Origin of the sequence: Gilvimarinus japonicus (genome assembly GCF_042847215.1) — a bacterium.
Lineage (GTDB): Bacteria > Pseudomonadota > Gammaproteobacteria > Pseudomonadales > Cellvibrionaceae > Gilvimarinus > Gilvimarinus japonicus.
The window spans coordinates 338242-362653 of sequence record NZ_AP031500.1 but is presented as its reverse complement, the minus strand read 5'-3'; the positions used below and the strand labels follow the sequence as shown (position 1 = coordinate 362653).

Annotated in this window: 22 protein-coding genes; 11 read left to right on the top strand and 11 right to left on the bottom strand. The window is 52.9% G+C overall.

Going from position 1 to position 24412, the window contains the following annotated elements; genetic code table 11:
* The first annotated feature begins 58 nt into the window (after window positions 1–58).
* Complete coding sequence (ubiD, locus tag ACGHAD_RS01500; RefSeq protein WP_382416721.1) at window positions 59–1525, top strand: 4-hydroxy-3-polyprenylbenzoate decarboxylase; 1467 nt, start codon at window positions 59–61, stop codon at window positions 1523–1525.
* 222 nt (window positions 1526–1747) lie between these two features.
* Window positions 1748–2515, top strand: a complete 768-nt coding sequence (locus ACGHAD_RS01495) for a ThuA domain-containing protein (RefSeq protein ID WP_339617040.1) — start codon at window positions 1748–1750, stop codon at window positions 2513–2515.
* A gap of 181 nt (window positions 2516–2696) precedes the next feature.
* Here the strand turns inward: ACGHAD_RS01495 and ACGHAD_RS01490 are convergent, their stop codons facing one another.
* Entirely contained in the window at window positions 2697–3086 is a 390-nt protein-coding gene (locus ACGHAD_RS01490; protein ID WP_382416719.1) for a septal ring lytic transglycosylase RlpA family protein, read from the bottom strand.
* A gap of 246 nt (window positions 3087–3332) precedes the next feature.
* Here ACGHAD_RS01490 and ACGHAD_RS01485 point away from each other — a divergent pair, with 246 nt between their 5' ends.
* The 5 genes from ACGHAD_RS01485 to ACGHAD_RS01465 all read left to right on the top strand — a co-directional run bounded on the left by ACGHAD_RS01485 (window position 3333) and on the right by ACGHAD_RS01465 (window position 6567).
* Window positions 3333–3725, top strand: coding sequence for an SRPBCC family protein (locus ACGHAD_RS01485; RefSeq protein WP_382416717.1), 393 nt, complete (start codon window positions 3333–3335; stop codon window positions 3723–3725).
* Window positions 3726–3756: 31 nt separating this feature from the next.
* Window positions 3757–4287 carry a GNAT family protein gene (locus tag ACGHAD_RS01480; protein WP_339617037.1) on the top strand — a complete coding sequence of 177 codons (531 nt, stop codon included), beginning with the start codon at window positions 3757–3759 and terminating at the stop codon, window positions 4285–4287.
* Between the two features lie 43 nt (window positions 4288–4330).
* Entirely contained in the window at window positions 4331–4957 is a 627-nt protein-coding gene (locus tag ACGHAD_RS01475) for a DJ-1/PfpI family protein (RefSeq protein WP_339617036.1), read from the top strand.
* A gap of 219 nt (window positions 4958–5176) precedes the next feature.
* Window positions 5177–6013 carry a DUF1080 domain-containing protein gene (locus ACGHAD_RS01470; protein WP_382416714.1) on the top strand — a complete coding sequence of 279 codons (837 nt, stop codon included), beginning with the start codon at window positions 5177–5179 and terminating at the stop codon, window positions 6011–6013.
* Between the two features lie 125 nt (window positions 6014–6138).
* Window positions 6139–6567 (top strand): GFA family protein, encoded by a 429-nt coding sequence (locus ACGHAD_RS01465; RefSeq protein WP_382416712.1) that lies wholly within the window; start codon window positions 6139–6141, stop codon window positions 6565–6567.
* Window positions 6568–6643: 76 nt separating this feature from the next.
* On the opposite strand, the gene ACGHAD_RS01460 is transcribed toward ACGHAD_RS01465, so the two are convergent.
* Window positions 6644–8446, bottom strand: a complete 1803-nt coding sequence (locus ACGHAD_RS01460) for a glycosyl hydrolase (RefSeq protein WP_382416710.1) — start codon at window positions 8444–8446, stop codon at window positions 6644–6646.
* Window positions 8447–8963: 517 nt separating this feature from the next.
* The gene (locus ACGHAD_RS01455; protein ID WP_382416708.1) at window positions 8964–11015 is read right to left on the bottom strand and encodes a PQQ-dependent sugar dehydrogenase; all 2052 of its coding nucleotides are present in this window, start codon (window positions 11013–11015) and stop codon (window positions 8964–8966) included.
* 40 nt (window positions 11016–11055) lie between these two features.
* On the opposite strand from ACGHAD_RS01455, the gene ACGHAD_RS01450 reads away from it, so the two are divergent.
* Together ACGHAD_RS01450 and ACGHAD_RS01445 are read left to right on the top strand one after the other, a co-directional pair.
* Window positions 11056–11475 (top strand): hypothetical protein, encoded by a 420-nt coding sequence (locus tag ACGHAD_RS01450; protein WP_382416706.1) that lies wholly within the window; start codon window positions 11056–11058, stop codon window positions 11473–11475.
* A gap of 91 nt (window positions 11476–11566) precedes the next feature.
* Window positions 11567–12160: a CPBP family intramembrane glutamic endopeptidase gene (locus ACGHAD_RS01445; protein ID WP_382416704.1), complete on the top strand. Its 594-nt coding sequence runs from the start codon at window positions 11567–11569 to the stop codon at window positions 12158–12160.
* Between the two features lie 82 nt (window positions 12161–12242).
* On the opposite strand, the gene ACGHAD_RS01440 is transcribed toward ACGHAD_RS01445, so the two are convergent.
* From ACGHAD_RS01440 to ACGHAD_RS01410, 7 genes are all read right to left on the bottom strand, one after another.
* Window positions 12243–12602, bottom strand: a complete 360-nt coding sequence (locus tag ACGHAD_RS01440; RefSeq protein WP_382416702.1) for a cupin domain-containing protein — start codon at window positions 12600–12602, stop codon at window positions 12243–12245.
* Window positions 12603–12606: 4 nt separating this feature from the next.
* Complete coding sequence (locus ACGHAD_RS01435; protein WP_382416700.1) at window positions 12607–13899, bottom strand: heme biosynthesis HemY N-terminal domain-containing protein; 1293 nt, start codon at window positions 13897–13899, stop codon at window positions 12607–12609.
* A complete protein-coding gene (locus ACGHAD_RS01430) occupies window positions 13896–15140 on the bottom strand; it encodes a uroporphyrinogen-III C-methyltransferase (RefSeq protein WP_382416698.1) in 1245 nt (414 codons plus the stop codon). The genes ACGHAD_RS01435 and ACGHAD_RS01430 overlap by 4 nt, the downstream gene beginning before the upstream one ends.
* 101 nt (window positions 15141–15241) lie before the next feature.
* Complete coding sequence (locus ACGHAD_RS01425) at window positions 15242–16033, bottom strand: uroporphyrinogen-III synthase (RefSeq protein WP_339617027.1); 792 nt, start codon at window positions 16031–16033, stop codon at window positions 15242–15244.
* 10 nt (window positions 16034–16043) lie between these two features.
* Window positions 16044–16988, bottom strand: a complete 945-nt coding sequence (gene hemC / locus ACGHAD_RS01420; protein ID WP_339617026.1) for a hydroxymethylbilane synthase — start codon at window positions 16986–16988, stop codon at window positions 16044–16046.
* A gap of 131 nt (window positions 16989–17119) precedes the next feature.
* The gene (locus ACGHAD_RS01415) at window positions 17120–17845 is read right to left on the bottom strand and encodes a LytTR family DNA-binding domain-containing protein (RefSeq protein WP_339617025.1); all 726 of its coding nucleotides are present in this window, start codon (window positions 17843–17845) and stop codon (window positions 17120–17122) included.
* A 13-nt stretch (window positions 17846–17858) separates the two neighbouring features.
* A complete protein-coding gene (locus ACGHAD_RS01410) occupies window positions 17859–18947 on the bottom strand; it encodes a sensor histidine kinase (protein WP_382416695.1) in 1089 nt (362 codons plus the stop codon).
* A 179-nt stretch (window positions 18948–19126) separates the two neighbouring features.
* Between ACGHAD_RS01410 and argH the strand changes: the two genes are divergently transcribed.
* Window positions 19127–20515 carry an argininosuccinate lyase gene (gene argH, locus ACGHAD_RS01405; RefSeq protein ID WP_382416693.1) on the top strand — a complete coding sequence of 463 codons (1389 nt, stop codon included), beginning with the start codon at window positions 19127–19129 and terminating at the stop codon, window positions 20513–20515.
* A gap of 260 nt (window positions 20516–20775) precedes the next feature.
* Complete coding sequence (locus tag ACGHAD_RS01400; protein WP_382416691.1) at window positions 20776–22911, top strand: response regulator; 2136 nt, start codon at window positions 20776–20778, stop codon at window positions 22909–22911.
* Here the strand turns inward: ACGHAD_RS01400 and ACGHAD_RS01395 are convergent.
* The gene (locus ACGHAD_RS01395; RefSeq protein WP_382416689.1) at window positions 22898–24406 is read right to left on the bottom strand and encodes a tryptophan halogenase family protein; all 1509 of its coding nucleotides are present in this window, start codon (window positions 24404–24406) and stop codon (window positions 22898–22900) included. The genes ACGHAD_RS01400 and ACGHAD_RS01395 overlap by 14 nt on opposite strands.
* Window positions 24407–24412: the final 6 nt, after the last annotated feature.

Here is a 24412-nt window from a genome sequence, read left to right as displayed (position 1 = left end):
CCGTTTTTCGTTATACTTTCTGCTCACCGTATCCCGTCAACCGCACCCCGGATTTACCATGAAGTACAGCGACCTTCGCGATTTTATTCAACAGCTCGAAGCACGTGGCGAACTAAAGCGCATCAGCGCCGAAGTAGACCCCAACCTCGAGATGACCGAAATTTGCGACCGCACCCTGCGCGCCGGTGGCCCAGCGCTATTGTTTGAAAACCCTAAAGGCTACACGATTCCGGTGCTGGGTAATTTGTTTGGCACCCCCGAGCGAGTAGCGCTGGGCATGGGGGAAGACTCAGTCGCCGCGCTACGCGAGGTGGGTAAACTGCTGGCCTTTTTAAAAGAGCCCGAGCCCCCAAAAGGTCTAAAAGAGGCGTGGCAATCGCTGCCAATTTTTAAACAAGTGCTTAATATGGCCCCCAAGGTGCTCAAAAAAGCGCCCTGCCAAGAAGTGGTGCTTGAAGGCGATGCTATCGACTTAGACCTACTGCCGATACAAACCTGCTGGCCCGGCGACGCGGCGCCGCTTATTACCTGGCCGCTGGTTATTACCCGAGGCCCGCTGAAAGAGCGGCAAAACCTCGGTATCTACCGCATGCAAAAAATCGCTAAAAACCGGCTGATTATGCGCTGGTTAAGCCACCGCGGTGGCGCGCTGGATTTTCGCGAGTGGCAACAAGAGCACCCCGGCGAGCCCTTCCCCGTGGCCGTCGCCCTCGGCGCCGACCCCGCCACTATTTTAGGCGCAGTTACCCCGGTGCCAGACAGCTTAAGCGAGTACGCGTTTGCCGGGCTGTTGCGTGGCAGCAAAACCGAGGTCGTCAAAGCCGGCAGCAACGAGCTGCAAGTGCCCGCCTCGGCCGAGTTTATTTTAGAGGGCCACATCGCCCCCGACGACACCGCGCCCGAAGGCCCCTACGGCGACCACACCGGCTACTATAACGAGGTGGACACCTTTCCGGTGTTTACCGTCACCCGCATTACCCACCGCAAAGACCCTATCTACCACAGCACCTATACCGGCCGGCCCCCGGATGAACCGGCGGTTTTAGGCGTGGCACTCAATGAAGTGTTTATCCCACTGTTGCAAAAACAGTTTCCCGAGATTGTGGATTTTTACCTGCCGCCCGAAGGCTGCTCGTATCGTATGGCTGTGGTCACTATGAAGAAGCAGTATCCCGGCCACGCCAAACGGGTGATGATGGGCGTTTGGTCTTTTTTGCGGCAGTTTATGTACACCAAATTTGTTATCGTCACCGACGACGACGTTAACGCCCGCGATTGGAAAGACGTCATCTGGGCAATCACCACCCGCATGGACCCGGCGCGCGACACCACCTTGATTGAAAACACCCCGATCGATTACCTCGATTTTGCCTCACCGGTTTCTGGCCTTGGCTCTAAAATGGGGATGGATGCCACCAACAAATGGCCCGGCGAAACTGATCGCGAATGGGGCGAGCCTATTGTGATGGACGAGAACGTCAAAGCCCGGGTCGACCAACTGTGGGATTCTCTCGGTATCGAGTAAAGCCGCTAGCCCAACCACCCGCCAATCAGGTAAAAAATTGCTAAGCTTGTGGCTGGCGCTTGTCAGTCACAGCAGCGGCGTTTAAGGTTACTAGCAGGCTATACCAACGGTATTAAAGCCGATTATCAAGTATTACACACACAAGCCACACGGTTGCTCTGGGGTTATTCCAGTGCCTATAACAACGATCAACACCAACCAATAACAATAGCGGAACAGACTATGCATAAGCTCACAGCTCGGTTGGCATTACTCGCCAGCCTTACCTTCGCCGCGTTGCCGGCACTCGCCGAACAGTTCAACGTACTACTGTTTACCAAAACCGCCGGCTGGCACCACAAGTCCATCAACGCCGGTGTGGATGCTATGTACGACATGGCCGAGCGCCACCACTTTACCCTTGATTGGCAAGAAATGGCCGACGTTTTTGCCGACGACAAGCTCAAGAACTTTGATGCCATCGTATTTTTAAACACCACGGCCGACATCCTTAACGATGAACAGCAAGCCGCCATGGAGCGCTTTATTCAATCGGGCAAAGGCTTTGTCGGTATTCACAGCGCCTCCGATACCGAATACGACTGGGACTGGTACACAAAAATGGTAGGTCGCACCTTCCATATTCACCCTACCATTCAAACCGCTGAAGTGGACGTTATCGACCGTAAGTTCCCAGGTGTTGAACGCATGCCCGACACCTTCCTCTGGACCGACGAATTCTACGAGTTTGGCGCCGAGCGCATCGACGGCTTAAACTATATTCTCTCGTTGGACGAAAGCACCTACAATCCGGTCGCCGACTGGGGTCGCGTAGCGGGTAAAGGTATGGGCGACTTTCACCCTATCGCTTGGTACCACGAATACGACGGCGGCCGCGCCTTTTACACCGGCCTCGGTCACCTGCCTTCAACCTTCAGCGATAAAATGTTTTTAGAGCATATTTATGGTGGTTTGTACTGGGCCGCTACGGGCAAGGGCATGCGCAAATAACGCACGGATTTTTGCAACGCTAGGATTGTGTAAGAGCCCGCTTTTTGCGGGCTTTTTTGTGGGGATTTAATTGCTAGCTGTGGCGCCTCATTGGCCCCAAAAACTCTATCTGGCCACCACAGCTAACAATGGGATATTTTTATTACTCGAGACTAATGCCATCACCTAGCGGCTTACACACTCACCGAACAACCTCAAGCTTAACATCGACCACGCCCACATGGGCATCCGCAATAGCGGTAAACGCCGAGCGCGATAAATCAATAATGCGACCTTTAATAAAAGGCCCGCGATCATTGACTTTAACCAGAACGGAATCACCATTGGCAAGATTGGTCACTTTAACCTTGGTGCCAAATGGCAGAGTTTTATGAGCGGCAGTTTTTGCCAGTTGGTTAAAACGCTCGCCGCTGGCAGTTTTTCGCAACTGAAATTTAGCGGCGTAAAACGAGGCTTTACCACGCTCCACATAGCCGATTAAATGCTCGGGGCTTTTGGACTCGACACTGCTGCAGGCGCCGATCACAGCCAGCAGGAGAGCCATCGGTATTAATTTAACGATTTGAGTCATTGCGCTATAAGCCCTACTGGTTTGAGCGCCAGCTTACCGAGTTGGCCGCGATTGTTCTGAGGCCTAGCTCGCAGATGCCATAATCTTAGCAATCAGTCGATCCGATCATAAGCCAAGCTCCACATGAAAGAGGCTGGCATCCTCTGACAGTTTTCTTTAATAACGGCAGAAACCAGACTACCCTTGATTTACGCAAAGCGGACGAGGCATTATAACGTACGCAAGCCAAACTACAGGATGTTGACTATGAAAATAGAGACACTCTCGGTGGTCATTGATGCGCCCGCCGACACGGTTTATCACTTTGTGCGCGATGCCCACAACCTGCCCCGCTGGGTACCTTTTTTTACCTCTGTCACGGCCACCGCTGATGCCGACACGTGGCAGGCACAAACCCCTGACGGCCCTACCGAAATTCAGTTTGCGCCGAGCAATTCGTTTGGCGTTCTGGATCACCGCATTCGCTTTTCATCTGGCGCTATACTTAGCAACCCAATGCGGGTGATAAAAAATGGCAATGGCTGCGTATTGATGTTTACCCTATTTCAAATCAACAATATGTCAGAGGCACAGCTTAACGAGGATGTTCGACTGGTCGAAAAAGACTTAAAAACCATACGCCAATTAATTGAGGCTTAGGGTGGATATCAGCCTTAGCGCTTCCCTCACCATGAAGCCGCTACAAGACTCAGACGCTCAAGTACTTTTCACGGTGGTGGACACCAACCGGCACTACCTCAGAACCTGGATGTCGTGGGTCGAGGACACTACCACACCGGCCGATAGCGAGATATTTTTGCAGTGCATAACACAGCAATTTGCAAAAGGCCTAAGCCAACATTTTGCAATATTTTCTGAAGGTCAACTGTGCGGCGTATGTGGTTTTAATAAGTTGGACACAAAGAATAAGATTGGCACCATTGGCTATTGGCTTATAGCGCCTTTTACCGGCAATGGCATAATGACTCAATGTGTTAGCACGCTATTAAACATCGGGTTTTACGAGCGCAACCTGCATAAAATAGAAATACACTGTGCCGAGCACAACCATAAAAGCCGCGCCATCCCAGAGCGATTAGGCTTTTTACACGAAGCCACGCTGCGCGACTGCGAGTGGCTTTATGATCGATATGAGGATCATGCCGTTTATACCCTACTATCATCTGAGTACCGCCCCAACCCACTGCCAGAAAACCTGTAAACGGCAATCCCAAATAGAACAAATTGGCTCGAGGGCTGCAACCATGAAAATACACTTTATTATCTACGACAAAGTCGAAGAGCTGGACTTAGTCGGATCGTGGGAGTTGGTTGGGCTGCTGGCGGAAATGGGCTTATGCGAATCGCCCAAGCTGATATCGCTTAACAGCATGACACCCAGCGGCGAGCACGGTATGCGTTTTAGTGCTGACATGCACATAAGCGCAGCAGAGCTACCGGACATATTGATTGTGCCAGGTGGCAGTGGCGCCCGCACAGCAGCTCAGGATGACGCCGCCATCGCCTTTATACGTAGCGCTGGTACGCGCTGCCACTCGGTGCTATCGATATGCACGGGAATGTACTTAATGCAGCAGGCGGGCTTATTGCAAGGTAAAAAAGCCACCACGCACTGGGCATTTATGGAGCACTTAAAGCAAGACACTAGCGTCGAGGTAGTCGAAGAGCGCTTCGTCAAGGATGGTAATATTTGGTCTTCGGCGGGCGTATCGGCAGGCATGGATATGACTCTGGCGTTTATCGCCGACTATTTTGGTGAGGAGGTCGCCGCAACTATTCAGCTAAAAGCAGAGTACTACCCCGCCCTTAAACTGTACGGTAAAGCTCACCATATACCCGATATTCCAGCGTATATAAAACACTTATATTGAACGGCAAGCCGCATTTACGGCGCTGCACCACCGAACCATCGCCGCCATTTCACGCAAAAGCACACACAGAGTGTAAGTATCTGTAAAACCGCGCCAATAGTGCCGAGCATCACGTCGCTGCACTCGCGCCTACAGCGGTTATCCTATAAAATTTTCTCACCAAAAAATGAAAGCGACCTTATTAAAGGCACCCCAATAACAACCATAACGGAGAACAACATGCCCAAGCTTACCGCCCTAGCTATTTTCATCAGTGCCGCCGCAGTCACCGCTGGCTGCTCTCATACGAACACGACACCAGCAAACACAGCCAATACTGAACAGTGGCAAAACATATTCAACGGCAAGGATTTAGACAACTGGACGATTAAAATAGCCGGCTACCCAATGGGTGAAAACGCGCTAAACACATTTCAAGTAAAAGACGGAAAGTTGGTGGTTAGCTACGATGAGTACGACACCTTTGAAGGCCGCAACGGCCATATCTTTTATAACGAGCCACTCTCTTATTATAAAGTTAAAGTGGAGTACCGTTTTGTTGGCGAGCAAGCCGAGGGCGCACCCGACTGGGCTTGGCGCAACAACGGCATTATGTACCACGCGCAGTCGCCCCAAAGCATGGCTCGCGAGCAGGGCTACCCCGCGTGTATGGAAGTTCAGTTACTCGGGGGCAACGGCACTGATGAGCGCCACACATCAAACTTAGTCACACCAGGCACCAATGCGGTTTACAATGGCGAGCTGCGCACCGACCATATTATTGAGTCCACTAGTAAAACCTACCATGGCGACCGCTGGGTAAGCGCCGAACTTGAAGTGCACGGCAATGAATTGGCGATTCACCGGGTCGAGGGCGAAGAAGTGATTCGCTACTCTGGCATGCAATTAGACGACGGAACACTTTTAAGTAATGGTTATCTCGCTCTGCAAGCCGAGAGCGCGCCTATCGAGTTTCGCTCGGTTAAGCTACTAAACCTGAAAGGCTGTATGGATAAAACAGCCAAAAACTATAAGTCGTACTTTGTTGCTAATGCACCGGACTCCTGCCAATACTAAACGATCGCAATGCAGAGGCAGTGTTAATTCGCCTGCCTCTGCTTTTCTCCCGATGACACATGTACCTCCCCTCACATCATTTACTGCTATATTTACTCCTGTTAATAACCTCACGGGAGCCAGCAATGAACACGTCCAATACAACAGAAGCAACCGGTAGCTGCCTTTGCGGCGCGGTAACTATCCACGCCAACACGGTAAAAACCAGTGTCGGTGCCTGCCATTGCAACATGTGTCGCAAATGGGCCGGTGGACCACTCTTGGTAGTTGAATGCGGCGAAGCGTTAACTATTAATGGAGAAGATAACCTTGCCCGGTTTAATTCATCCGAGTGGGCCGAGCGCGCCTTTTGCAAAAACTGCGGCAGCCATTTATTTTATCGCCTAAAGCCCAACAACTTACATTTAGTATCAGCAGGCATCTTCGAGCCCATCGATAACTTGGTTTTTGATCATCAGGTGTTTATTGATGAAAAGCCCAGCTATTATACTTTTGCCAACAAAACCCACGATATGACCGGCGCAGAAGTTTTTGCGTTATTTTCAGATGCATAAACCTTATCGTTAAAGAATAGAGGTGACCATAAAAAAGCCCGCACTAGGCGGGCTTAATCACTCTAAAAAATCACCACTATGGAAACTCGGGCAACTCATCCAACGTAATCACAAGGTCGTGATTGTATACATGATTTTTATGGGCGTTGGTATTGAAATACTCACCGGTCCAAAAGTTCGATGAGCTGGTCACCCCCTCAGCCGTGTCACTGTCGTTCCACACCATAAAGAATAACCACCACGCATTGTCAGCAGCCATTGCATCCGGGTCAGGAATGTTACTGTTTTCACTCAATGCCACCATTTTAGATTCGTGCGGGTAGTTTTTGGTTAGCTCATAGGCACCGGCTTGCGACTCGTAGTTTTGACTACCGTCGTAAATATCAACACTGACAATATCAACGTAATTGTCACCAGGGTACCAAGCGCCACTTTGACCGTTCCACACCCAAATCAAATTATCCAAACCATAGTGATTAGTCAGGCGATCGTACAAGTAACGCCACAGCACAACTTGCGCATAGGCTGGAGGAATGTCGTCGGTGCGATCGGTGCGGCCCCACCAAAACCAACCACCCGATGCCTCGTGCAGCGGACGCCACAACACAGAAACGCCGGCGTCTTCTAACGTTTGCAGCTCGGCGGCAATCATTGCCACATCCGCGTCAATGTTAGCAAAGCTCGCGCTACTGGTATCAAGCTCGCCATTATTAATAGGGATAGTAAAGTCGGTGTCTTCTGTATAAAACTCACCGATTACCCCTTCGGCCGCATTCGGATCGCGCCAGTGCCACGTAAAGCTAACCAGCCCACCTAAGTTCCAGTGCTCGATCGCCTCTTCGGTTTGCGTCAGCCCCGAAATACCATTCCAATACAAACCGTAGTTCATAAAGTCGTAGCCCATCATCGCGGGCGCACGACCGGTATCGTTTTGCACACGGTCAAATTGATCGATGGCGTCTTGCCACGTTTGGTCCATTTGCCCAGAGAGCATATGGTTACCCCAAATTGACTGCAGATAACTATAAACCGCACGAGTCGGTAGGTCGGCATTGGGGTTTACCGGCTCGTCGCGCATGGCGCTTTGGGTGTTATCACTCATACCCGGGCACATACTCTGCGATAAGCAAGCCTCACCGCCTTCCACACCCCAACTACCGTTATCGCTGCTACACAGTGTCGTTTGCGCCTCACCGATCTGGCAGTAGGGAAAGTCCCCAGCGCCGGGGTCCGCAGCCGAGGCAAAGACAATACAAGAGTAACTGTTTTCCCAGCCCCAACCATCGCCATCCGGATCAGAATCGGCGGTGCGACAATAGGGCCAACCGTTACTTGAGGCGTTGGGAATCACATCACCTGTGCTTGAGCTAGAGGAGGACGAGCTAGCGACAGAGCTGCTTGAGGAGAGCGACGAGCTGGACAAACTGCTGGAGCTCGATGAGCTGCTGGAACTGGTACTTGATGCCGAGCTTGAGCTGTCTGCTCCTCCCTCGACACGTAGCTCGGCGAGCCTAGGCAAATAGTTACTGCCAGTGGCGTTAGCGCAAAAGCCAAACGACACACTGCCACCAGCGGCAATCTGGGCGTTGTACGGCATGGCCGTTACGCTATCGCCACTTAAGTTACCATTCCATAAATTGCCAATATCGGAATCGTTTGCGTTTAATGTCACCTGCCAGGAACTCACGGCGACGCTACCCGCATTGTAAATTGAGACCGAGGCGCAATAGCCGCCGCCCCAGTCGTTCTGGATCGAAAGATCCGCCGTGGTATTGTTGTTACCGCTAACCGTATTAGCCTGTACCGCGACACTCGCACTAAACATGAGCGTGGCCGCAAGCGCTGCCTGCCAGCGGGGCCTTATCAGGATATTTATCATGGTCTCCTCCAATGAGAGATCGTTATTAATGTTATCGAAGAGCAAATGTCTCGAACCAGAGAGTGGGCACATCTCAAAGCTCGATTCTTTTTTGGCATAAATGTTTTTGTTATGGCTCGATAATCGCCAATAAAAGGCGCATGCACGACAAAACTATTTATCACAATGCCCTTCCTGCGAAAGTAAACGGGCCCATCAAATATGAAACCGTTTTCATTTCGAGCGTCATCATCCCGCCCTTAACGCCGACAATCAGAGATAGAAATCACATTTATGAACTTCGTTGGAAAAACATGGCGCACTAAAAGACGTAAAGAAAGATTCTAGCGACAGGGCGCACAAGTCAACCGGCGGGTTGATTAACGCGCACGCAAGGAGAAGGGCTATATTCTGAAGGCTAGACGCGGGGTATTAAGCAACCGAACAGAGTAAGATATTTAAACCTTAAACGATTTACCCACAGTGTAAAAAATGGGTAAATCGCTTAATTTTTTACGGTGGCGGGCACTAAAATAAATTATTCACAAGTGCGCAAACCGTCAATCCACTCGCGCAACAACGCCACACCAGATTCATCCACTAAGTTGCTGCCGATCGGCGGCATTTGTTGTGCGTGGTCACGTAACGCGATACGCGCCAGCAAGACCGACCTATCGGCATCGCCGGGTACCACCAAACGCGCATCGCTAATGCCTAATTCGCCATTTTGCGGCGGGGCATTGCAAATACTCATATCCGCTAATGCTCTGGTGGCTCGTAAATCTATGGCGACATTAGTGTTGCCACCTGGCTGATGGCATTGCGCGCAGTTGGTATGCAAATACGCGCGCGCCCGATCATCGACCGGTAAAGCTTGGTCCATAGGATCGGCTAACGGCGCCGAATTGTCGGTTGCAGCCAGCATACCAACCGTTTCTAACGTTGCCAGCTGATTGGCGGTTCTTCCCGTACTGGGATAAATAATGGAAGAGTTTAACTGCGCAGTTTGCAAGCCAAGGCTAAATCCGGCCGCCTCAGTGTGGCATTGCAAGCATTGCGTCGCGCTGGGGTAAATCCACGACTGCCCGGCGCGCAACTGCTCGGCGCCACCGACGATTAACTCAGCATCGGTCCCATCATCATTCCACGCATAGCTGTAACCTGCCCACTCGCCATTGTCGTGGTGTTTAAACAAACGGGTCTCAATCGGTGCACCGGCTAGATAAAAGTTCTTAACCAGTACCGAACCCACCGGCAAGTGCCAGTCTTGTTCGGCATCGACACTTATTTGTGCATTGTTAGGCAATGCCAACCAACGCTGTTTAGTCGCGCCGTCAGACCAAAAAGGCGCGCGCACTTGATAGGGCACTAAGCCCTCGGCGGGCGTTTGTGGGTCCGCCGGATCGACGCATCCGGTTGCCGATAAGTATTGCTCGGGGGCGTTATTGCTTTGCTGAGCGCCAAGGGCAAGCCGATAGATACCGCCCCCAAAGCTGAGCGCATAAAGCTCGCCGTTTTGATCTTCGGCAAAGGCCGCAATACTGAGCCCGGTATCGGCAATCAGTGGGTCGACGGACCAACCGCCTTGACCGTTATTGACCAAAGAGTAAAGCGGCCCGGTAACAAAGTCACTAAACACATAGCGCCCGGTAAGCCCCGGAATATCACTGCCGCGATAACGATAGCCGCCAGTAATAGACTGAAACTCCGGTTGCGGCACTTCAGCGACAGGGTCAATCAGCCCGGTCGTATCGCAACCGCTGGACGGGTTATAACAGTGTGCGCCCTCGCGAATGCGCCAGCCATAATTGCCACCACGCTGAATACGGTTTACCTCCTCCCAGCTGCCCTGCCCGACATCGGCCAACCAAATCTCACCGTTAGCGCGGTCAAATGACCAGCGCCAAGGGTTGCGCAAACCCCATGCGTACAATTCGGGACACGCGCCGTCGGCGGCTTGCTTGCTTTGCATTTGCGCATCAGTGTTGCATAAAAAATCAGACTGTTCGGCAAACGGGTTGTCGGCCGGTATCGCATAAGGCGCACTACCATCCACATCGATACGGATCATACTGCCCCAGATATTGGCGGTATTTTGCGCGCGGTTGTCCGGGTCGCCCGACGAACCGCCATCGCCAATACTTAGATACAAAAGTCCGGCGGCATCAAAACCTAAATGGCCACCAAAATGATTTTTGGCGTTGTAAGGCGCGGTAAAACTCAACAAAACCTCGGCAGAACTGGTATCTAATTGATCGCCATTAGCATTGACGGTATAGCGCACTAACTGACTGACACAGCAGTCGTCACTGCCTGGCTCATCAGTTTGGTAATATAAAAAAACCTCACCGTTGTCGGCATAATCTGGATGGAATGCCATAGACAACATACCCGACTCATTCGCACTATCATTAACGCGCTCGCGCAGATCGGCAAACACCTCAGCACTGCCAGTGTCATTATTGTTGGCAAAACGCATAATACGGCCGGCCTGCTCTAGTAAGTACCACTCACTGCTGTCGCTGGGTTTTTGCACCATGGCAACCGGACGGTCAAAGCTGAGGGAGGGGTAAGCGCGTGTTAACTCCACCTCGGCACTTTGTGTCGGTGCCGGACCGGCAAGACATTGGTTGTTAGCGGGCCGCACGTCCAGGCCGCTGATCGATCCCGCACTAGAGCTAGAACTGGCAACACTACTTGATGAACTCGACGAACTAGTCGCCACCGAAGAGCTAGAAGAGCTCGACAAACTGGAGGAGATAGACGAGCTGATTGAGCTAGACGAACTCGACAAGCTGGAAGCAATCGAAGAACTGACCGAGCTGGATAAACTCGACGAACTGGTGGCATCCGCCGAGCTGGACGAACTGCTGGTGGCGCTGGCTTCACTACTGGATGAGCGCTGGCTGCTAGTGCTATCACCGGGTCCGGCGTCAGAGCCCCCGCCCCCGCAGGCCGATGTAGCAAAGACGAATATAACGATTAAAGCGGTTATTCCAGTGCGCATGGCTCGTAACCTCCCGTGCTGTATAAGCCGTCACCGCCAATAAGTGGCAACTCTTGTAAGGTAGAATAACGCTGACGTATACGCAAAGATGTTAGCCAATCGCCCTTTAAGCGAGCCAAACAAAGGAAAGCCCCATGAAGCACCCAGATATGCCGCCCTTTCAAACCATTGTCGGCCTGCAAGCTGGGCTTCTAGGTCTGGGATTCATACTGCTAAAACAACTGCCCCAACCAACATCCCAGCTCGGCAAGCTGGGCCCGGCTGCCTGGCTTTGGGGCTTAATCGCGGCTCTCGTGACCTACGCTCTTCTCGCAGGCATAAACCGTTACAGCAAAGTTATGCAGCGTAATACACTGGCTACCCTTGGCCGCTTACAACCATTATTCGCTCGGTTAGCGTTGTGGCAGCTGGTATTGATCTCGGCTCTGGCGGGAATTGGCGAGGAGTTGGTTTTTCGGGCTTTTTTGCAGCCATTTATTAGCAGCTACAGCAATATGTGGGTCGGCCTAATAGCCGCATCACTGATCTTTGCGCTACTGCACTTTATGTCATGGATTTATTTTGTTTTGGCGCTCGCCATGGGGCTACTGCTGGGCGCCGCTTATCAGCTAAGCCAAAGCCTCGTATTGGTGATGGTTTGGCACGGCGTGTACGATTTGCTCGCCCTCTGGGTACTGGTGCACGCACCGCAGCTTTTGGGCTTACCAGCAAAGCCTTTGGCAAGATAACAGCAGCCGCAGTCCGTATTACGCCACAGGTGGGCAAAATCTCCTCGGCTCCTCACTTTGCCCCCAAAGACGTGGCGTCGGCTTAACAGTCAGTAAAAAATACCGCGAGCCAAATGCTTAGCTCATCAGCCAAAGTGCCCTCTAACCGATGGCGGGTGCCAGCGGGAATCAGCACATAATCGCCCGGCGCTAAACTCTGAAAGCTTCCATCGCTCCACTGCAACACCGCGCCGCCACTGAGCAACACCACCCATTCATGCTCATCTTGCTCGTACCAAAACTCCGACTCGCTAGCATGCCCTTTAGAGACGATACGCTCGATTCGCAGCGACGCACTGTTGCACAAGGTTTGCGTTAACTCATCGGTAAGTTCTGCGGGGATATCCCCCATCAAGTTAAACGGCACCGGGTTGTCACCGGCTTGCTCATCAGGGCTCACCATACACTCACAACTTACCAAGGCTTTTTTTACTGTTATCTTTATTTCCGCCCTCTAGGCACGGCTTATTGCCAGGTAGAGCGAGCAGCGACGCACGCCGGGCACTAAACTCCAGCCCTTCGCGATACAAAGCGTTGCTCGCCTCAACCTCACCCAGCTGTTGCAACAGGCGCGCCTGTAACTCGTAAACTTCGGCAGTTGGGGCAATATCGAGGCTGGCTTTAAAATAATCCCGTGCCTGGCCCCACAAGCTATTGCGTAAACTCAGCTTACCCAGGGTGCAAAGCAATACCGCATCGGCATCATGCTGGGGCAACCAGGTGCTGGCCATTTTAATTTGCGCCTCGACGTTAGCGCCGTCAAGTTCGCCGTAAAGTGCCACCCATTCGCTGCGCCACTCGCCTTTTAGCGCCGTCACTAAGCGCGGTTCCGCCTCTTGGTCAAACCCTAAACGGTGCAACTCAAACGCATACACGGCGATTAAGTCGGGCTCTTTCTGTAAACTTTTACCCATACGCTGCCACACGGCATCCAACTCGGCCTTACTGGCGTCGGGCGCCGTCGCCAACTGCCGGGCGGCACGACTGCTAAGAGCCAGCTGCCGAGCGTAGACCACGACTTCCAGCTTGCGCATCGACTCTGGCAGGCGAATTTTTAATTGCCGTAAACTCGGCAACAATTGCTCCAGCGCGTCGATATCATCCAGCGCCAAGTAAACATCCGCTAATAAATCGAGTACCACCGGATGCTCTGGGGCGGTGCGCTTAATGCGGTTAAGCGTCGCTAAACATTGCTCGTAACGTTGACTGCCAAGCTGCATACGCGCCTGGGTTAGCGCCACCGCCAGTTCACTGCTACCGCGCGAGCGCTCGGCTTTATGCAACAAATCAAGTGCCCCAGAGAAGTCTTTTAACTCGTAAGCGCAACGTGCCGCCGCCAAATAGTTCACTTGCGGGCTGACTGACTTACTCGCGCTGCGCAGTAATTTTTTTCGCGCAGCCGTCCAGTCCCCCTCAATAAAGTCCACCAATGCCGCCATGGTTTTTGATTGCGCCCGGCTCGAGAATTTATTATTACGCGTAAACAACTTTCCCGCGCGACGACCGGCACTAAGCAAACGCAACAACAGCCAGAACACCCAAAAACACAGCGCCAAAATAACCAGGCCGGTCCAGGCGCTCATCTCAATGGTTTTATGGCCATAGGCAATCAATATATAGCCGCCATCGTGACGCATAAGCTGAAACAGCAACGCGCCGGCAACCATAACCAGCAGCAGTATAATTAAGCGTCTTTTCATGGCGTACCACCCGCCTCTATTTTATGCAGCTTTTGGATATAAGCCTGCAACTGGCCCAGTGCCTGGTTAATGTCGGGCAGCTCGACCACAATGGGCTCTTGCTGCAATTGCGCAAGCTCATCGATCATAACTTTCGAGCGGTTGTCTTGCTCAAAATACTCTTTGACCCACTGTTGCGATTTTTCAAGGCTCTGGTGATAAACCCGCGGCTGTTCGCGCAGCAAACCAAGCTGCGCCTGCTCTAACATCAAGCGCAAATTTTGCGTTAAAAAGTAGCGTTGCTCGGGCGGCAGTAAAGGGGCGATTTTTTGCTCGCGATCGCGCACCCGAATATAACTACCCAGAGTGCTAAAGGCGCGACTAAAGCTTGCTTTTACTTTTTGCCAAACGCCCTGTGACTCTGACTCCGCGGTAATAGCCGCATCGGGACCAATAGATTCGCGCTGATACCCCTGCAGTTGGTTCAAGGTATCAACTTGCTCCGTTAGCGCCTGCAGCCGCGAGTACAAGCCTTCGCGATCGACTGGCTGCACCATTTTTAATTCGGTTAGCTCGCGCGCCAAGGTTTGCCGCACACCAAATAAATCGGGATCTTGTTGGTCGCGCAGAATATTATCCGCCGCCTGGGTTAAGGCGATAGCCTCAGAGCTGTTGTGTTCAATCAGCATCCGCTGACTTGCCAAGCGTAACAAAAACGCTGCCTCAGCCAGCTTCCAGTCATCCCACGAGGTGTCACTAAAGGCTTGTAGGCGACGCTCCATGGCCGCCAGCTGAGTGGCTAAGTTGTTTATTTTTGAGGTATCACTGCGCTCGGCTTGCAACTGCTTTAACCGCTCATTTTGTTGCCCCAATTGGCGCTTAACCGTATTCACCTCGCGATTAATCGCCGAGGGGTCAAACGCCTTAGTTACAGCGGGCTCGCTGGCCGCCAATTCGGCCTCAAGATGTGTCAATTGTCGCCACATTTGCCAACCAAACCAACCGCCCGCGGCGGCGAGGACTACAATCAGTAACAGACAAAATACCGCCAGTGCCGAACGGCGCGGCGCTTTTGCGGCAGGCTTCACTTTAGCCTTGGGGGGCGGTGTGGTGTTGGCCTTGCCAGTTGACGCATTTTTATCGCTGGGTTTGTCAGTGGCGGCACTTTTCGCCGCCGCATCGGGCTCGGACGTTTCCGGCCCGCTATCGCTAGCACCGACTACGGGGAGTTTCTCGTTGTCTTGCGAATCATCTTGCGCCATGAACTTCTCCTGAAATAACTCGCACTCTCTAAGGGGTGACGCGCTCAGCCCTCAGCCGTTGGTATTTAGTCGCCGAGGCTCGCTCAGCGGTATCTCACCCCTCAGTGGGTATCAATATAGCGTTGTAACGTCTCTAACATAGCATTGTCGCTGGCATTGTGGGCCACTAACAAGTGATTAAACCCCGCCTTGCGGGCAAGCCCAGCCACCCGCTCGCCGGGCACCAGTAGAGGTCGGGTGCGGGCATAATCGGCCAGCGCGGCGTGTGGCTCAAGCAACGCGGTTAAATTTTGCAGGCTTTCGCCACTATGCACCGTCACAATATCGTGCGCTCGCGCAGCCGGCGCCAAGGCCTGTAATAACTGTTTTTCGGCCTCAGCGGGCAACTCGCGATGGTACAGCTCGCAGTAATCGACACGAGCACCGCGCTCGCGCAAGGTGGCCGCCAACACATCGCGACCACCCACACCGCGAAAAATCACGACTTTTTCACCGGCCACCTGCTGCAGGGCCGGATCGGCCAGCAGCGCTTCACTGTTCATGGCGGAATCTTCGCCGCCGAGGGCCGTTACCTTAATATCGACGTGGGCGAGCTGCCTGGCGGTGGCGCTGCCAACAGCAAAATACTCAATACCGACCGGAAGCTGAGGCCAATAGGCATCGAGCCACTCACAGGCGTGCGTCACCGCATTGCGGCTGACGAAAATGGCCTTTTGATAGTGATCAACATTAAGAATAAGCTGTTTTACGCGCTCGCGCCTCGTCGGGTCGCTAACCGCCGCGATAACCATTACCGGCACCACAACGCTGGCCAAACCGGCCTCGCCCAAGCGCGCTTGCCACAAACTCGCCTGCGGCTCGGGCCGGGTAATAAGTACGCGCCATTCACTCACAGGTTAATGCTCATTTAATGTCGCGGCCGTAAACCTCAGCCAAAATACGGTCGGCGCCTGCGGCCAATAAGCGCTCGGCCAACGTGATGCCCATGGCCTCGGCCTCGGCCACGGGGCCGGTGATCTCATCGTGCAACATCGTGCTGCCATCCACCGCACCCACGAGCCCACGCAGCCACAGCTGGTCGCCTTGGTGCTCGGCGTAGCAGCCAATAGGCACTTGGCACCCGCCCTCTAAACGACGGTTCATGGCGCGCTCCGCATTCACACGCTCGGCCGTGAGTGAGTCGTGCAGGGGCGCCAGCAGCTCAATTAGCTCGGCATCATCGCTGCGGCACTCGATCCCCACGGCCCCTTGGCCGCCCGCCGGCAAGCACTGTTCGGGGCTTAAATAGCTGGTAATGCGCTCTTTTAGCTCGAGGCGCAACAAGCCAGCGCTGGCCAAAATAATCGCATCAAACTCACCGGCATCGAGCTTAGCCAAACGAGTTTGTACATTGCCACGCAAGAAATTTACGGTTAGATCGGGTCGTTGCGCCAATAACTGACACTGACGACGCAGGCTTGAGGTGCCGACAATACTGCCGGCGGGCAGCGAGTCTAAATCGCGGTAGTCGTTACTGACAAAGGCGTCGCGAGGGTCTTCACGCGGGCAAATAACCGGCAGGCCCAAGCCGTCTGGAAACTCCATCGGGACATCTTTCATCGAGTGCACGGCAATATCGGCCGAGCCGTCCAGCATGGCTTGCTCTAGCTCTTTCACAAACAACCCTTTGCCGCCGACTTTGGCCAACGGGACATCTAAAATTTTATCGCCGCGGCTTTTTATGGGTAGCAACTCGACCTTAATGGTTGGGTGGTGGCGCAACAATTCGGCTTTGACATACTCCGCTTGCCACAGGGCAAGCAAGCTTTTGCGTGTGGCAATTTTAATGGTGCGGGAGCTTGGACTCATATCACTCTCAGTATTGGCTGGAATTTAACGCGGCCACCATGATAGCAAATCAAACTGCCACATAACTATTTAGCGCGCCGACCGTGCCTATTAGGCCCCCGGAACAACGCCAACTCCGGCTAAACCGGCCGCTACAACTGCTGCAATACCGCCTTAACATCGCTGGCGTGGCGTCGGCTAACGGCTGGTGCCGTTTTGGTATCGGCCAAACGCACCTGTAAACCGCCATCCGGGCAACGCTCTAACGCCTGAATATGACGCACCGACACCAGCGCATTGCGGTGCACCCTTAACAGCTGGTCGCCCAGCTCCTGCTCCAGCTCTTTCAGCGTGGTATCTAACAGGTGCTCACCACCCGTGTGGTAGACCGTAACGTATTTTTGATCGGCCAAAAAATAGCGAATGTCATTTAGCGCAATGCGCTCTATGCCACGGTGAGTTTTGGCGGTAATGCTGGTGCGTGTACTCGCCCCCCGCGCCGCGGCACGCTGCATTTTGTTTAGCTGGGTTACCTTCGCCAGCGCCGCCTCAAGCTGCTCGCGACGTACCGGCTTGAGCAAGTAACCCACCGCCGTCGTCGCAAAAGCTTCCAGTGCGTGCTCGCCAAAGGCGGTACAAAAAATAATGGCGGGAGGGTCGTCCAGCTCACTAATAGCCCGCGCAGCACTCAAACCGTCGCTACCGGGCATGTGAATGTCCATCAGCACTATATCCGGGTCGTATTGGACCACCGCCGCCAATGCCAATTCACCGTCGGCCGCCGCGGCGCTCACTTGGTAACCGCTCAGCTGATCGATCATTCGCTCTAGCCGCGCTCGGGCTAACGGCTCATCATCGACAATTAACACGTCTAACATAGAGGCACCATCACTAAACTTTTTTATTCGTATTGCCTAAAGCGGAACGACGCTGGGCAGCGGCAATGTGAATACTCACAGAAAACTCGCCCGCCAGCTCTTCTACCGTCAAGTGCGCGCTTGTGCCATAAAATGCCTGCAAGCGGTGGCGCACATTATCGAGCCCCATTTTATGCCCAGGGCGGAGACTCGCGGCAGACTCGGGCGCGATGCTATTGCGGACCATTAAGTGCGCGCCGGTATCATCACTCTCAAAGCGAACTCGCACCTCACCACCGCTGCGATTATTCTCGGCACCGTGATAAATGGCGTTTTCAACCAGCGGTTGCAGCAACAAATTGGGTAACTCTAGGTCCGCCGGTGGCGTTTGTACATCCCAGTTTAGCTGTAGCCGCTCGCCTAAGCGCAACTGCTCAATGCGCAGGTACGCGCGGGTTAACGCCAACTCGCGCTCGGCACTGACCATACTGGTTTGCGCTAAGGCGGCGCGAAATAAATCGGCCAGATCCTCCACCAGGCGCTCGGCCAAATCGGGATCAGTGGCGATTAAGCTGGCAATACTGTTCATGCTGTTGAACAAAAAGTGTGGCTCAATCCGCGATTGCAGCGCCTGAATACGCGCGCGCAACTCCGCCTGCTGCTGTGCCCGCAAACGCTGTAGCAAAAACAAGTAACGCAACAGCATACCCGCGATAATCGCCGCGATTAACACGTGGGACGCCACTTGCCACCAGTCGATAAAGCCGCGGCCAAGGCCTTTAAGTACCCACTGCCCAAAAGCAGAAAAGAAGCCAGTACACAGCAAAGTAACGGTGTACACCAACAACCATGAAACGATTGGCGGCAAACGCTCCAGCATGGCGCGAGCGGCACAGACCAACGCAGCGCTGCCCAAGGTTATCCAGAGCACCAGTGCCGAGACCAGCCCTAAATGCGCCCAGCTTAAATTCGCCAACCCTTGGCTGGCCACACTAAGCAGCACCGCCAACAGCTCGGCCGCCACCACCAGCATAAACAGTGCTTCTATACTGCACAGGTTAGGTAGCAGCTTTAAATCGTCCTGGTTAAGCTCCGTGTGCGCTTGTCTCGCCGGTTTCCCCATAGCAATCCCCTACTGCCACCTTACTGCCAATTTTTCCATAGGCTATAATGCCGCCACTAAGATGCAGCGCCAGTGTTATTTTGCCTTAGTGTACCTCAGCACAGACAGGCCCGTCGGGCGCGCCATCGCGCCACCGGTCCGGCTGGCGCAAAATACCAAATTTAACCGCGAGACAGACTATGAGCGATAACGAACAGACCAACCAATCCTGGGGCGGCCGTTTTACCGAACCCACCGATGCCTTTGTCGAGCGTTTTACCGCCTCGGTCGGCTTTGACTGGCGCCTCTACCAGCAGGACATTAACGGTTCTATCGCCCACGCTACCATGCTCGAGAAGGTCGGCGTACTCACCGCCGACGAAAAAACGCAAATCATTGAGGGGCTCGAGGAAATTCGCGCCGACATTAGCGCCGGCAACTTTGAGTGGTCAGTTAAGCTTGAAGATGTACATATGAACATTGAGGCGGCACTGACGCAAAAAATCGGCATTACCGGTAAGAAACTGCACACTGGCCGCTCGCGCAACGACCAGGTCGCCACTGACATTCGCTTGTATGTTCGCGACCAGATTGACTTGATTGCCAGCGAACTCAAACGTCTGCAAAGCGGCATTTTAGAGCTGGCCGAGCGCGAAGCCGACACCATCATGCCGGGCTTTACCCACCTGCAAACCGCACAGCCCGTGACTTTTGGCCACCATCTGTTGGCTTGGTACGAAATGCTGGTGCGCGATGCCAGCCGGTTGGCCGATTGCCGCGCGCGCTTAAACCAGTCGCCCCTCGGCGCCGCCGCGCTGGCGGGTACCACTTACCCCATTGACCGCGCCTTAACAGCCGAGCTGCTGGGCTTTGATAAACCCACCGCCAACTCGCTGGACTCGGTCTCCGACCGCGACTTTGCCATCGAATTTTGCGCGTTTGCCAGTATTTTGCTGACGCATTTATCCCGCGCCAGCGAGGAGTTAGTGCTCTGGACCAGCGCGCAGTTTAACTTTATCGATATGCCCGATCGCTTTTGCACCGGCTCATCGATTATGCCGCAAAAGAAAAACCCCGACGTACCCGAGCTGGTACGCGGTAAAACCGGCCGGGTCAACGGCCATTTAGTCGCCTTGCTTACCCTGATGAAGTCGCAACCGTTGGCCTACAACAAGGACAACCAAGAAGACAAAGAACCGCTGTTTGATGCCGTGGACACCGTTAAAGACTGCCTGCGCGCCTTTGCCGACATGGTGCCGGCCATTCGCTCGCGCAAAGACAGCATGTACGAGGCCGCGCGCCGCGGCTTCTCGACTGCCACCGATTTGGCCGACTACTTGGTGCGCAAAGGCATGCCGTTTCGCGATGCTCACGAAGTGGTAGGTAAGTCCGTCGCCTACGGCATAGAAACCAACAAAGACCTATCAGAGATGAGCTTAGACGAGCTGCAACAGTTCTCCGATACCATCGGCGACGACGTATTTGAGGTACTAACCCTAGAGGGCTCCGTCGCCGCCCGCGATCACATTGGTGGCACCGCCCCGGCACAGGTAAGAGCCGCTATTGCCCAGGCTCGCAAGCAGCTCTAAAAAACTACCCAAAAGGTCGGCCTATCCTAGGCCGACCTCGCACCTGCCTTTAGCCTTTCAAACCGACCAAAACATCATTTAATGCACGTTTTTTGCGCAAAAGCACTGGACTCGGCACCCAATTCATCTATGCTTAAGGAATAATCTGCACCGGCGGAGAGTCGGCTTTGCCTGTGCATTAAAAATAAACTCGACGTCACGATTGCGCGCCCGGCGAGCTCAATCGTGGCAACTCGACCCACCTGACGAGGTAGCTAAGCTTGGCCAGTGAAGGCGACGATATTAACGCGCTAAAAGCACGTATTCGCGAACTCGAGCAAACGCTTAGCGAGCAACGCGCTATGACGCAAACCTCGCCTGCGGTAGCCTCCGATTGCGCCCAATCGCCCAACGAGCTGGCCGAGCGCGACCGGCGTTTTCGCTACGCTTTAGCCGCCTCTCGCGATGGCTTGTGGGACTGGAACATCAACAGCGGCACCTGCTATTTCAGCCACGGCTACTGGCTGCTCTTAGGCCATACTAAACCACCAAACTTTGCCGACTTTGCCACCGTTGAACAGCAACTGCTGCACCCAGAGGACCGCGATGCCGTGCTCACCGAGCTGCGCTCTGCCATTGCCAACCGCCGAAGCAGCTTGCGCCTAGAGCACCGCATGTTAAATGCGCTGGGCCAGACCGTCTGGGTCGACAGCCGCTGTGTCTTGGTCGAGCCAGACGAAAACGGCTACGCCACCCGCTGCGTCGGGACAATCAGCGACATCAGCAACGAAGTAAACACCAATGCTGAGCTGGTGAGCGCCAAAGCCGAAGCCGAGCAGGCCAGTAAAACCAAAAGCCAGTTTTTAGCCAGCATGAGCCACGAGATCCGCACGCCGATGAATGCCATCATCGGGCTTGGACATCTATTGCAAGACACCCCGCTCGACGAAGTGCAACGCGGCTACCTCCACAGTATGGGCATCGCCGCCGATGCTCTGCTGCAAACCGTCAATCAAGTATTCGATTACGCCAAACTCGAAACCGGCAACATTACTTTAGAGCACAGCCATTTCGATTTAGAGCGAGTGTTTGAGCGTTTATCCCATCAGTTTGAAAGTCGCGGCCTTAATCAAGATACCGACACCAAGCCGGTTGATATCAACTTCGCAATTGATGACGACGTGCCTCTTTTTATGCGTGGTGACGCCACCCGCCTTAATCACATTATCAGCCACTTGGTCAGCAATGCCCTGCAATACTCCTATAGCCGTGAGATTTTAATTAAAGCCGAGCTGGTCCACAGTGATGGGGACACCATACGCCTGCGGATTGCCATTACCGATTACGGCCGCGGCATATCACCCTCCACCCTCGATCGATTGCGCCGGGATTTACAGCGACCACCGCACCGCACCATCGGCGAGAAAAGTGGCTTCGGTCTGCAAATTTGTAAACTGCTGGTTAAATTAATGAATGGTTCACTAGAGCTAACCAGCTTGCCCGACAAAGTCACTACATTTTCATTTACCGCCGATTTTGAAAAAAGTCATATCGGCGCAAGGCGCATTAACGACAGCGAATACAACTGCCGCGCATTGCGTTTATTAGTGGTGGATGACAACCAACTCGCGCTAGATATTCTCAGCCAGTCAGCGGGCAAGCTCGTCGACCATGTCGACACCGCCAGCGATGCCCACGTAGCGTGCGAGAAAATTCATCGTGCAGAACAAGATAACCGACCTTATGATTTGGTCTTAATCGATTATAAGATGCCTATTAAAAACGGCCTAGCCGCTGCTCGCGACATTAAAACCGCCTGTGACTTAAATAAAAAACCACGAATATTTTTAGTATCATCATTAAGTCGCGACGAGATTTTCTCCCAGCCACACAGTGCAAACCAGAAAGACGCGCAACTTATCGATGACTTTTTGAGCAAACCCGTCAGTGAGTCACGTCTGTTTGACGCCATTTGTAAAGCGCTACCAGAATGTTTACAGCCTAATCAAAAAACCGAACCCGAAGCATTCGAGCAACTGCAAGGGCGGCATATCTTATTGGTCGAAGACAATATCGTAAATCAGCAAGTCGCGATCGGCATGCTACGCAAAAAAGGCGTACAAACCACAACGGCCAATAACGGCCAAGAGGCGCTGGACAAACTACACAGCGGCGAACACTTTGACGCGATACTAATGGACATCGAGATGCCGCTAATGAACGGCATCGAAGCCACCACTCTTATTCGTGCCGATGAGCGTTTTCATAATGTCCCCATCATCGCCTTAACCGCTCAAGCCATGCACGAAGACCGCGACCGCTGTTTGGCGGCCGGGATGGATGATTATATTAGTAAGCCGATTAAGCCTGTGCAGTTATATCAAACTTTAAGCGCGAGCCTGATCACATCGGCTTAGCACGACAGTGCTGGTTGATAAACTCCTGATGGGTTGGCATATGATCAACAGAGCGCCGTATCACTGATTTAATCCCTTCCAAACGCTTATGTAACTCTTCTTCCGGCATATTATCCACCAATGCATGGTAACCTTTCGGTGTAATCCCCTGACCGTACATTACTTCAAACCAACTCAGGTCATTGAACATTTCACCATTATGGCGAAACACACGCCCATTAGCCTTAAACTGATCAATTTTTTGCGTTAACGAGTCTGGTATGGTCATGTTTCGGCAATAGTTCCAAAACTCCGAATCATCTCGGTCCGTAACACAATAGTGCAGGATTAGAAAATCACGAATTCGCTCATAATCAAACGTTGTCTGACGGTTATACTCATCCACATCCGATTCATCGCAATTTTTATTGGGAAAAAAGCTCATAAACTTGGCCAGCCCTGCCTGAACCAAATGAATACTGGTAGACTCTAAAGGCTCCATAAAGCCACTGGCCAAACCGAGAGCTAAACAGTTTTTATTCCAAAATTTCTTGCGCTTACCGGTCACAAATTTGAGTAATTTTGGCTCACCAACGGGGGCGCCATCCAGATTATCGAGCAAAGTCTGACGCGCCTCATCGTCACTGATAAACTTACTGGCGTAGACATAACCGTTACCGGTTCGATGTTGAAGTGGTATACGCCACTGCCAACCCGCTTTTTGCGCAGTAGAGCGAGTATAAGGCCAAGGCTCTGCAACACTTTCACAGCCCACTGCCACAGCGCGATCGCAAGGCAGCCAGTGAGACCAGTCATCGTAACCAGTGTTAAGCGCCTGTTCGATTAACAAGCCACGAAATCCCGAGCAATCGATAAAAAAGTCCGCTTCATAAACCGCGCCACTCTCTAACTGAACCGACTGAATAAACCCGTTATGTCGAAGATGAGTATCGACAACTTTCCCCTCCATCCGGGTAACGCCACGAGATTGTGCGTACTCGCGTAAATAAGCAGCATATAAACCCGCATCAAAATGATAAGCATAGGCCACGTTCGACAGTGGTGAATTCCCCGCTTCGATCGGTCTCATAAATTTTTTCTGCAAGCACGCTTGCGACGACAAGGTATAATCGTCTATCCCGGCGGCTTTGCCTTGAGCGCGCATTTTCAACCAATAGTGATAAAACTGTACGCCACTCATATCTTTACCAACACTGCCAAAGGCATGAAAATACGAACTATTCAATGCACCCCAATCGACAAACTCGATACCTAACTTAAAGGTTCCTTGTGTTTTTTTAATAAAATCGTCTTCATCAATGTCAAGAAGCTTGTTAAACAGTAAAATTTGCGGAATAGTTGCTTCACCCACACCTACAGTTCCTATATCCTCCGATTCTACCAGTAGAATTTCGCATGTACCGGGACGAAGCAACTTGGCCATTGACGCCGCAGCCATCCAACCAGCCGTGCCGCCGCCAACGATGATTATTTTCTCTAAGGGTGCATTGGACATTAACGT

What these genes read in the sequence shown, in the direction of transcription:
- ubiD (WP_382416721.1), top strand. Translation starts at nt 59, where the DNA reads ATGAAGTACAGCGACCTTCGCGATTTTATTCAACAGCTCGAAGCACGT.
- ACGHAD_RS01495 (WP_339617040.1), top strand. Translation starts at nt 1,748, where the DNA reads ATGCATAAGCTCACAGCTCGGTTGGCATTACTCGCCAGCCTTACCTTC.
- ACGHAD_RS01490 (WP_382416719.1), bottom strand. Translation starts at nt 3,086, where the DNA reads ATGACTCAAATCGTTAAATTAATACCGATGGCTCTCCTGCTGGCTGTG.
- ACGHAD_RS01485 (WP_382416717.1), top strand. Translation starts at nt 3,333, where the DNA reads ATGAAAATAGAGACACTCTCGGTGGTCATTGATGCGCCCGCCGACACG.
- ACGHAD_RS01480 (WP_339617037.1), top strand. Translation starts at nt 3,757, where the DNA reads ATGAAGCCGCTACAAGACTCAGACGCTCAAGTACTTTTCACGGTGGTG.
- ACGHAD_RS01475 (WP_339617036.1), top strand. Translation starts at nt 4,331, where the DNA reads ATGAAAATACACTTTATTATCTACGACAAAGTCGAAGAGCTGGACTTA.
- ACGHAD_RS01470 (WP_382416714.1), top strand. Translation starts at nt 5,177, where the DNA reads ATGCCCAAGCTTACCGCCCTAGCTATTTTCATCAGTGCCGCCGCAGTC.
- ACGHAD_RS01465 (WP_382416712.1), top strand. Translation starts at nt 6,139, where the DNA reads ATGAACACGTCCAATACAACAGAAGCAACCGGTAGCTGCCTTTGCGGC.
- ACGHAD_RS01460 (WP_382416710.1), bottom strand. Translation starts at nt 8,446, where the DNA reads ATGATAAATATCCTGATAAGGCCCCGCTGGCAGGCAGCGCTTGCGGCC.
- ACGHAD_RS01445 (WP_382416704.1), top strand. Translation starts at nt 11,567, where the DNA reads ATGAAGCACCCAGATATGCCGCCCTTTCAAACCATTGTCGGCCTGCAA.
- ACGHAD_RS01440 (WP_382416702.1), bottom strand. Translation starts at nt 12,602, where the DNA reads ATGGTGAGCCCTGATGAGCAAGCCGGTGACAACCCGGTGCCGTTTAAC.
- ACGHAD_RS01435 (WP_382416700.1), bottom strand. Translation starts at nt 13,899, where the DNA reads ATGAAAAGACGCTTAATTATACTGCTGCTGGTTATGGTTGCCGGCGCG.
- ACGHAD_RS01430 (WP_382416698.1), bottom strand. Translation starts at nt 15,140, where the DNA reads ATGGCGCAAGATGATTCGCAAGACAACGAGAAACTCCCCGTAGTCGGT.
- hemC (WP_339617026.1), bottom strand. Translation starts at nt 16,988, where the DNA reads ATGAGTCCAAGCTCCCGCACCATTAAAATTGCCACACGCAAAAGCTTG.
- ACGHAD_RS01415 (WP_339617025.1), bottom strand. Translation starts at nt 17,845, where the DNA reads ATGTTAGACGTGTTAATTGTCGATGATGAGCCGTTAGCCCGAGCGCGG.
- ACGHAD_RS01410 (WP_382416695.1), bottom strand. Translation starts at nt 18,947, where the DNA reads ATGGGGAAACCGGCGAGACAAGCGCACACGGAGCTTAACCAGGACGAT.
- argH (WP_382416693.1), top strand. Translation starts at nt 19,127, where the DNA reads ATGAGCGATAACGAACAGACCAACCAATCCTGGGGCGGCCGTTTTACC.
- ACGHAD_RS01395 (WP_382416689.1), bottom strand. Translation starts at nt 24,406, where the DNA reads ATGTCCAATGCACCCTTAGAGAAAATAATCATCGTTGGCGGCGGCACG.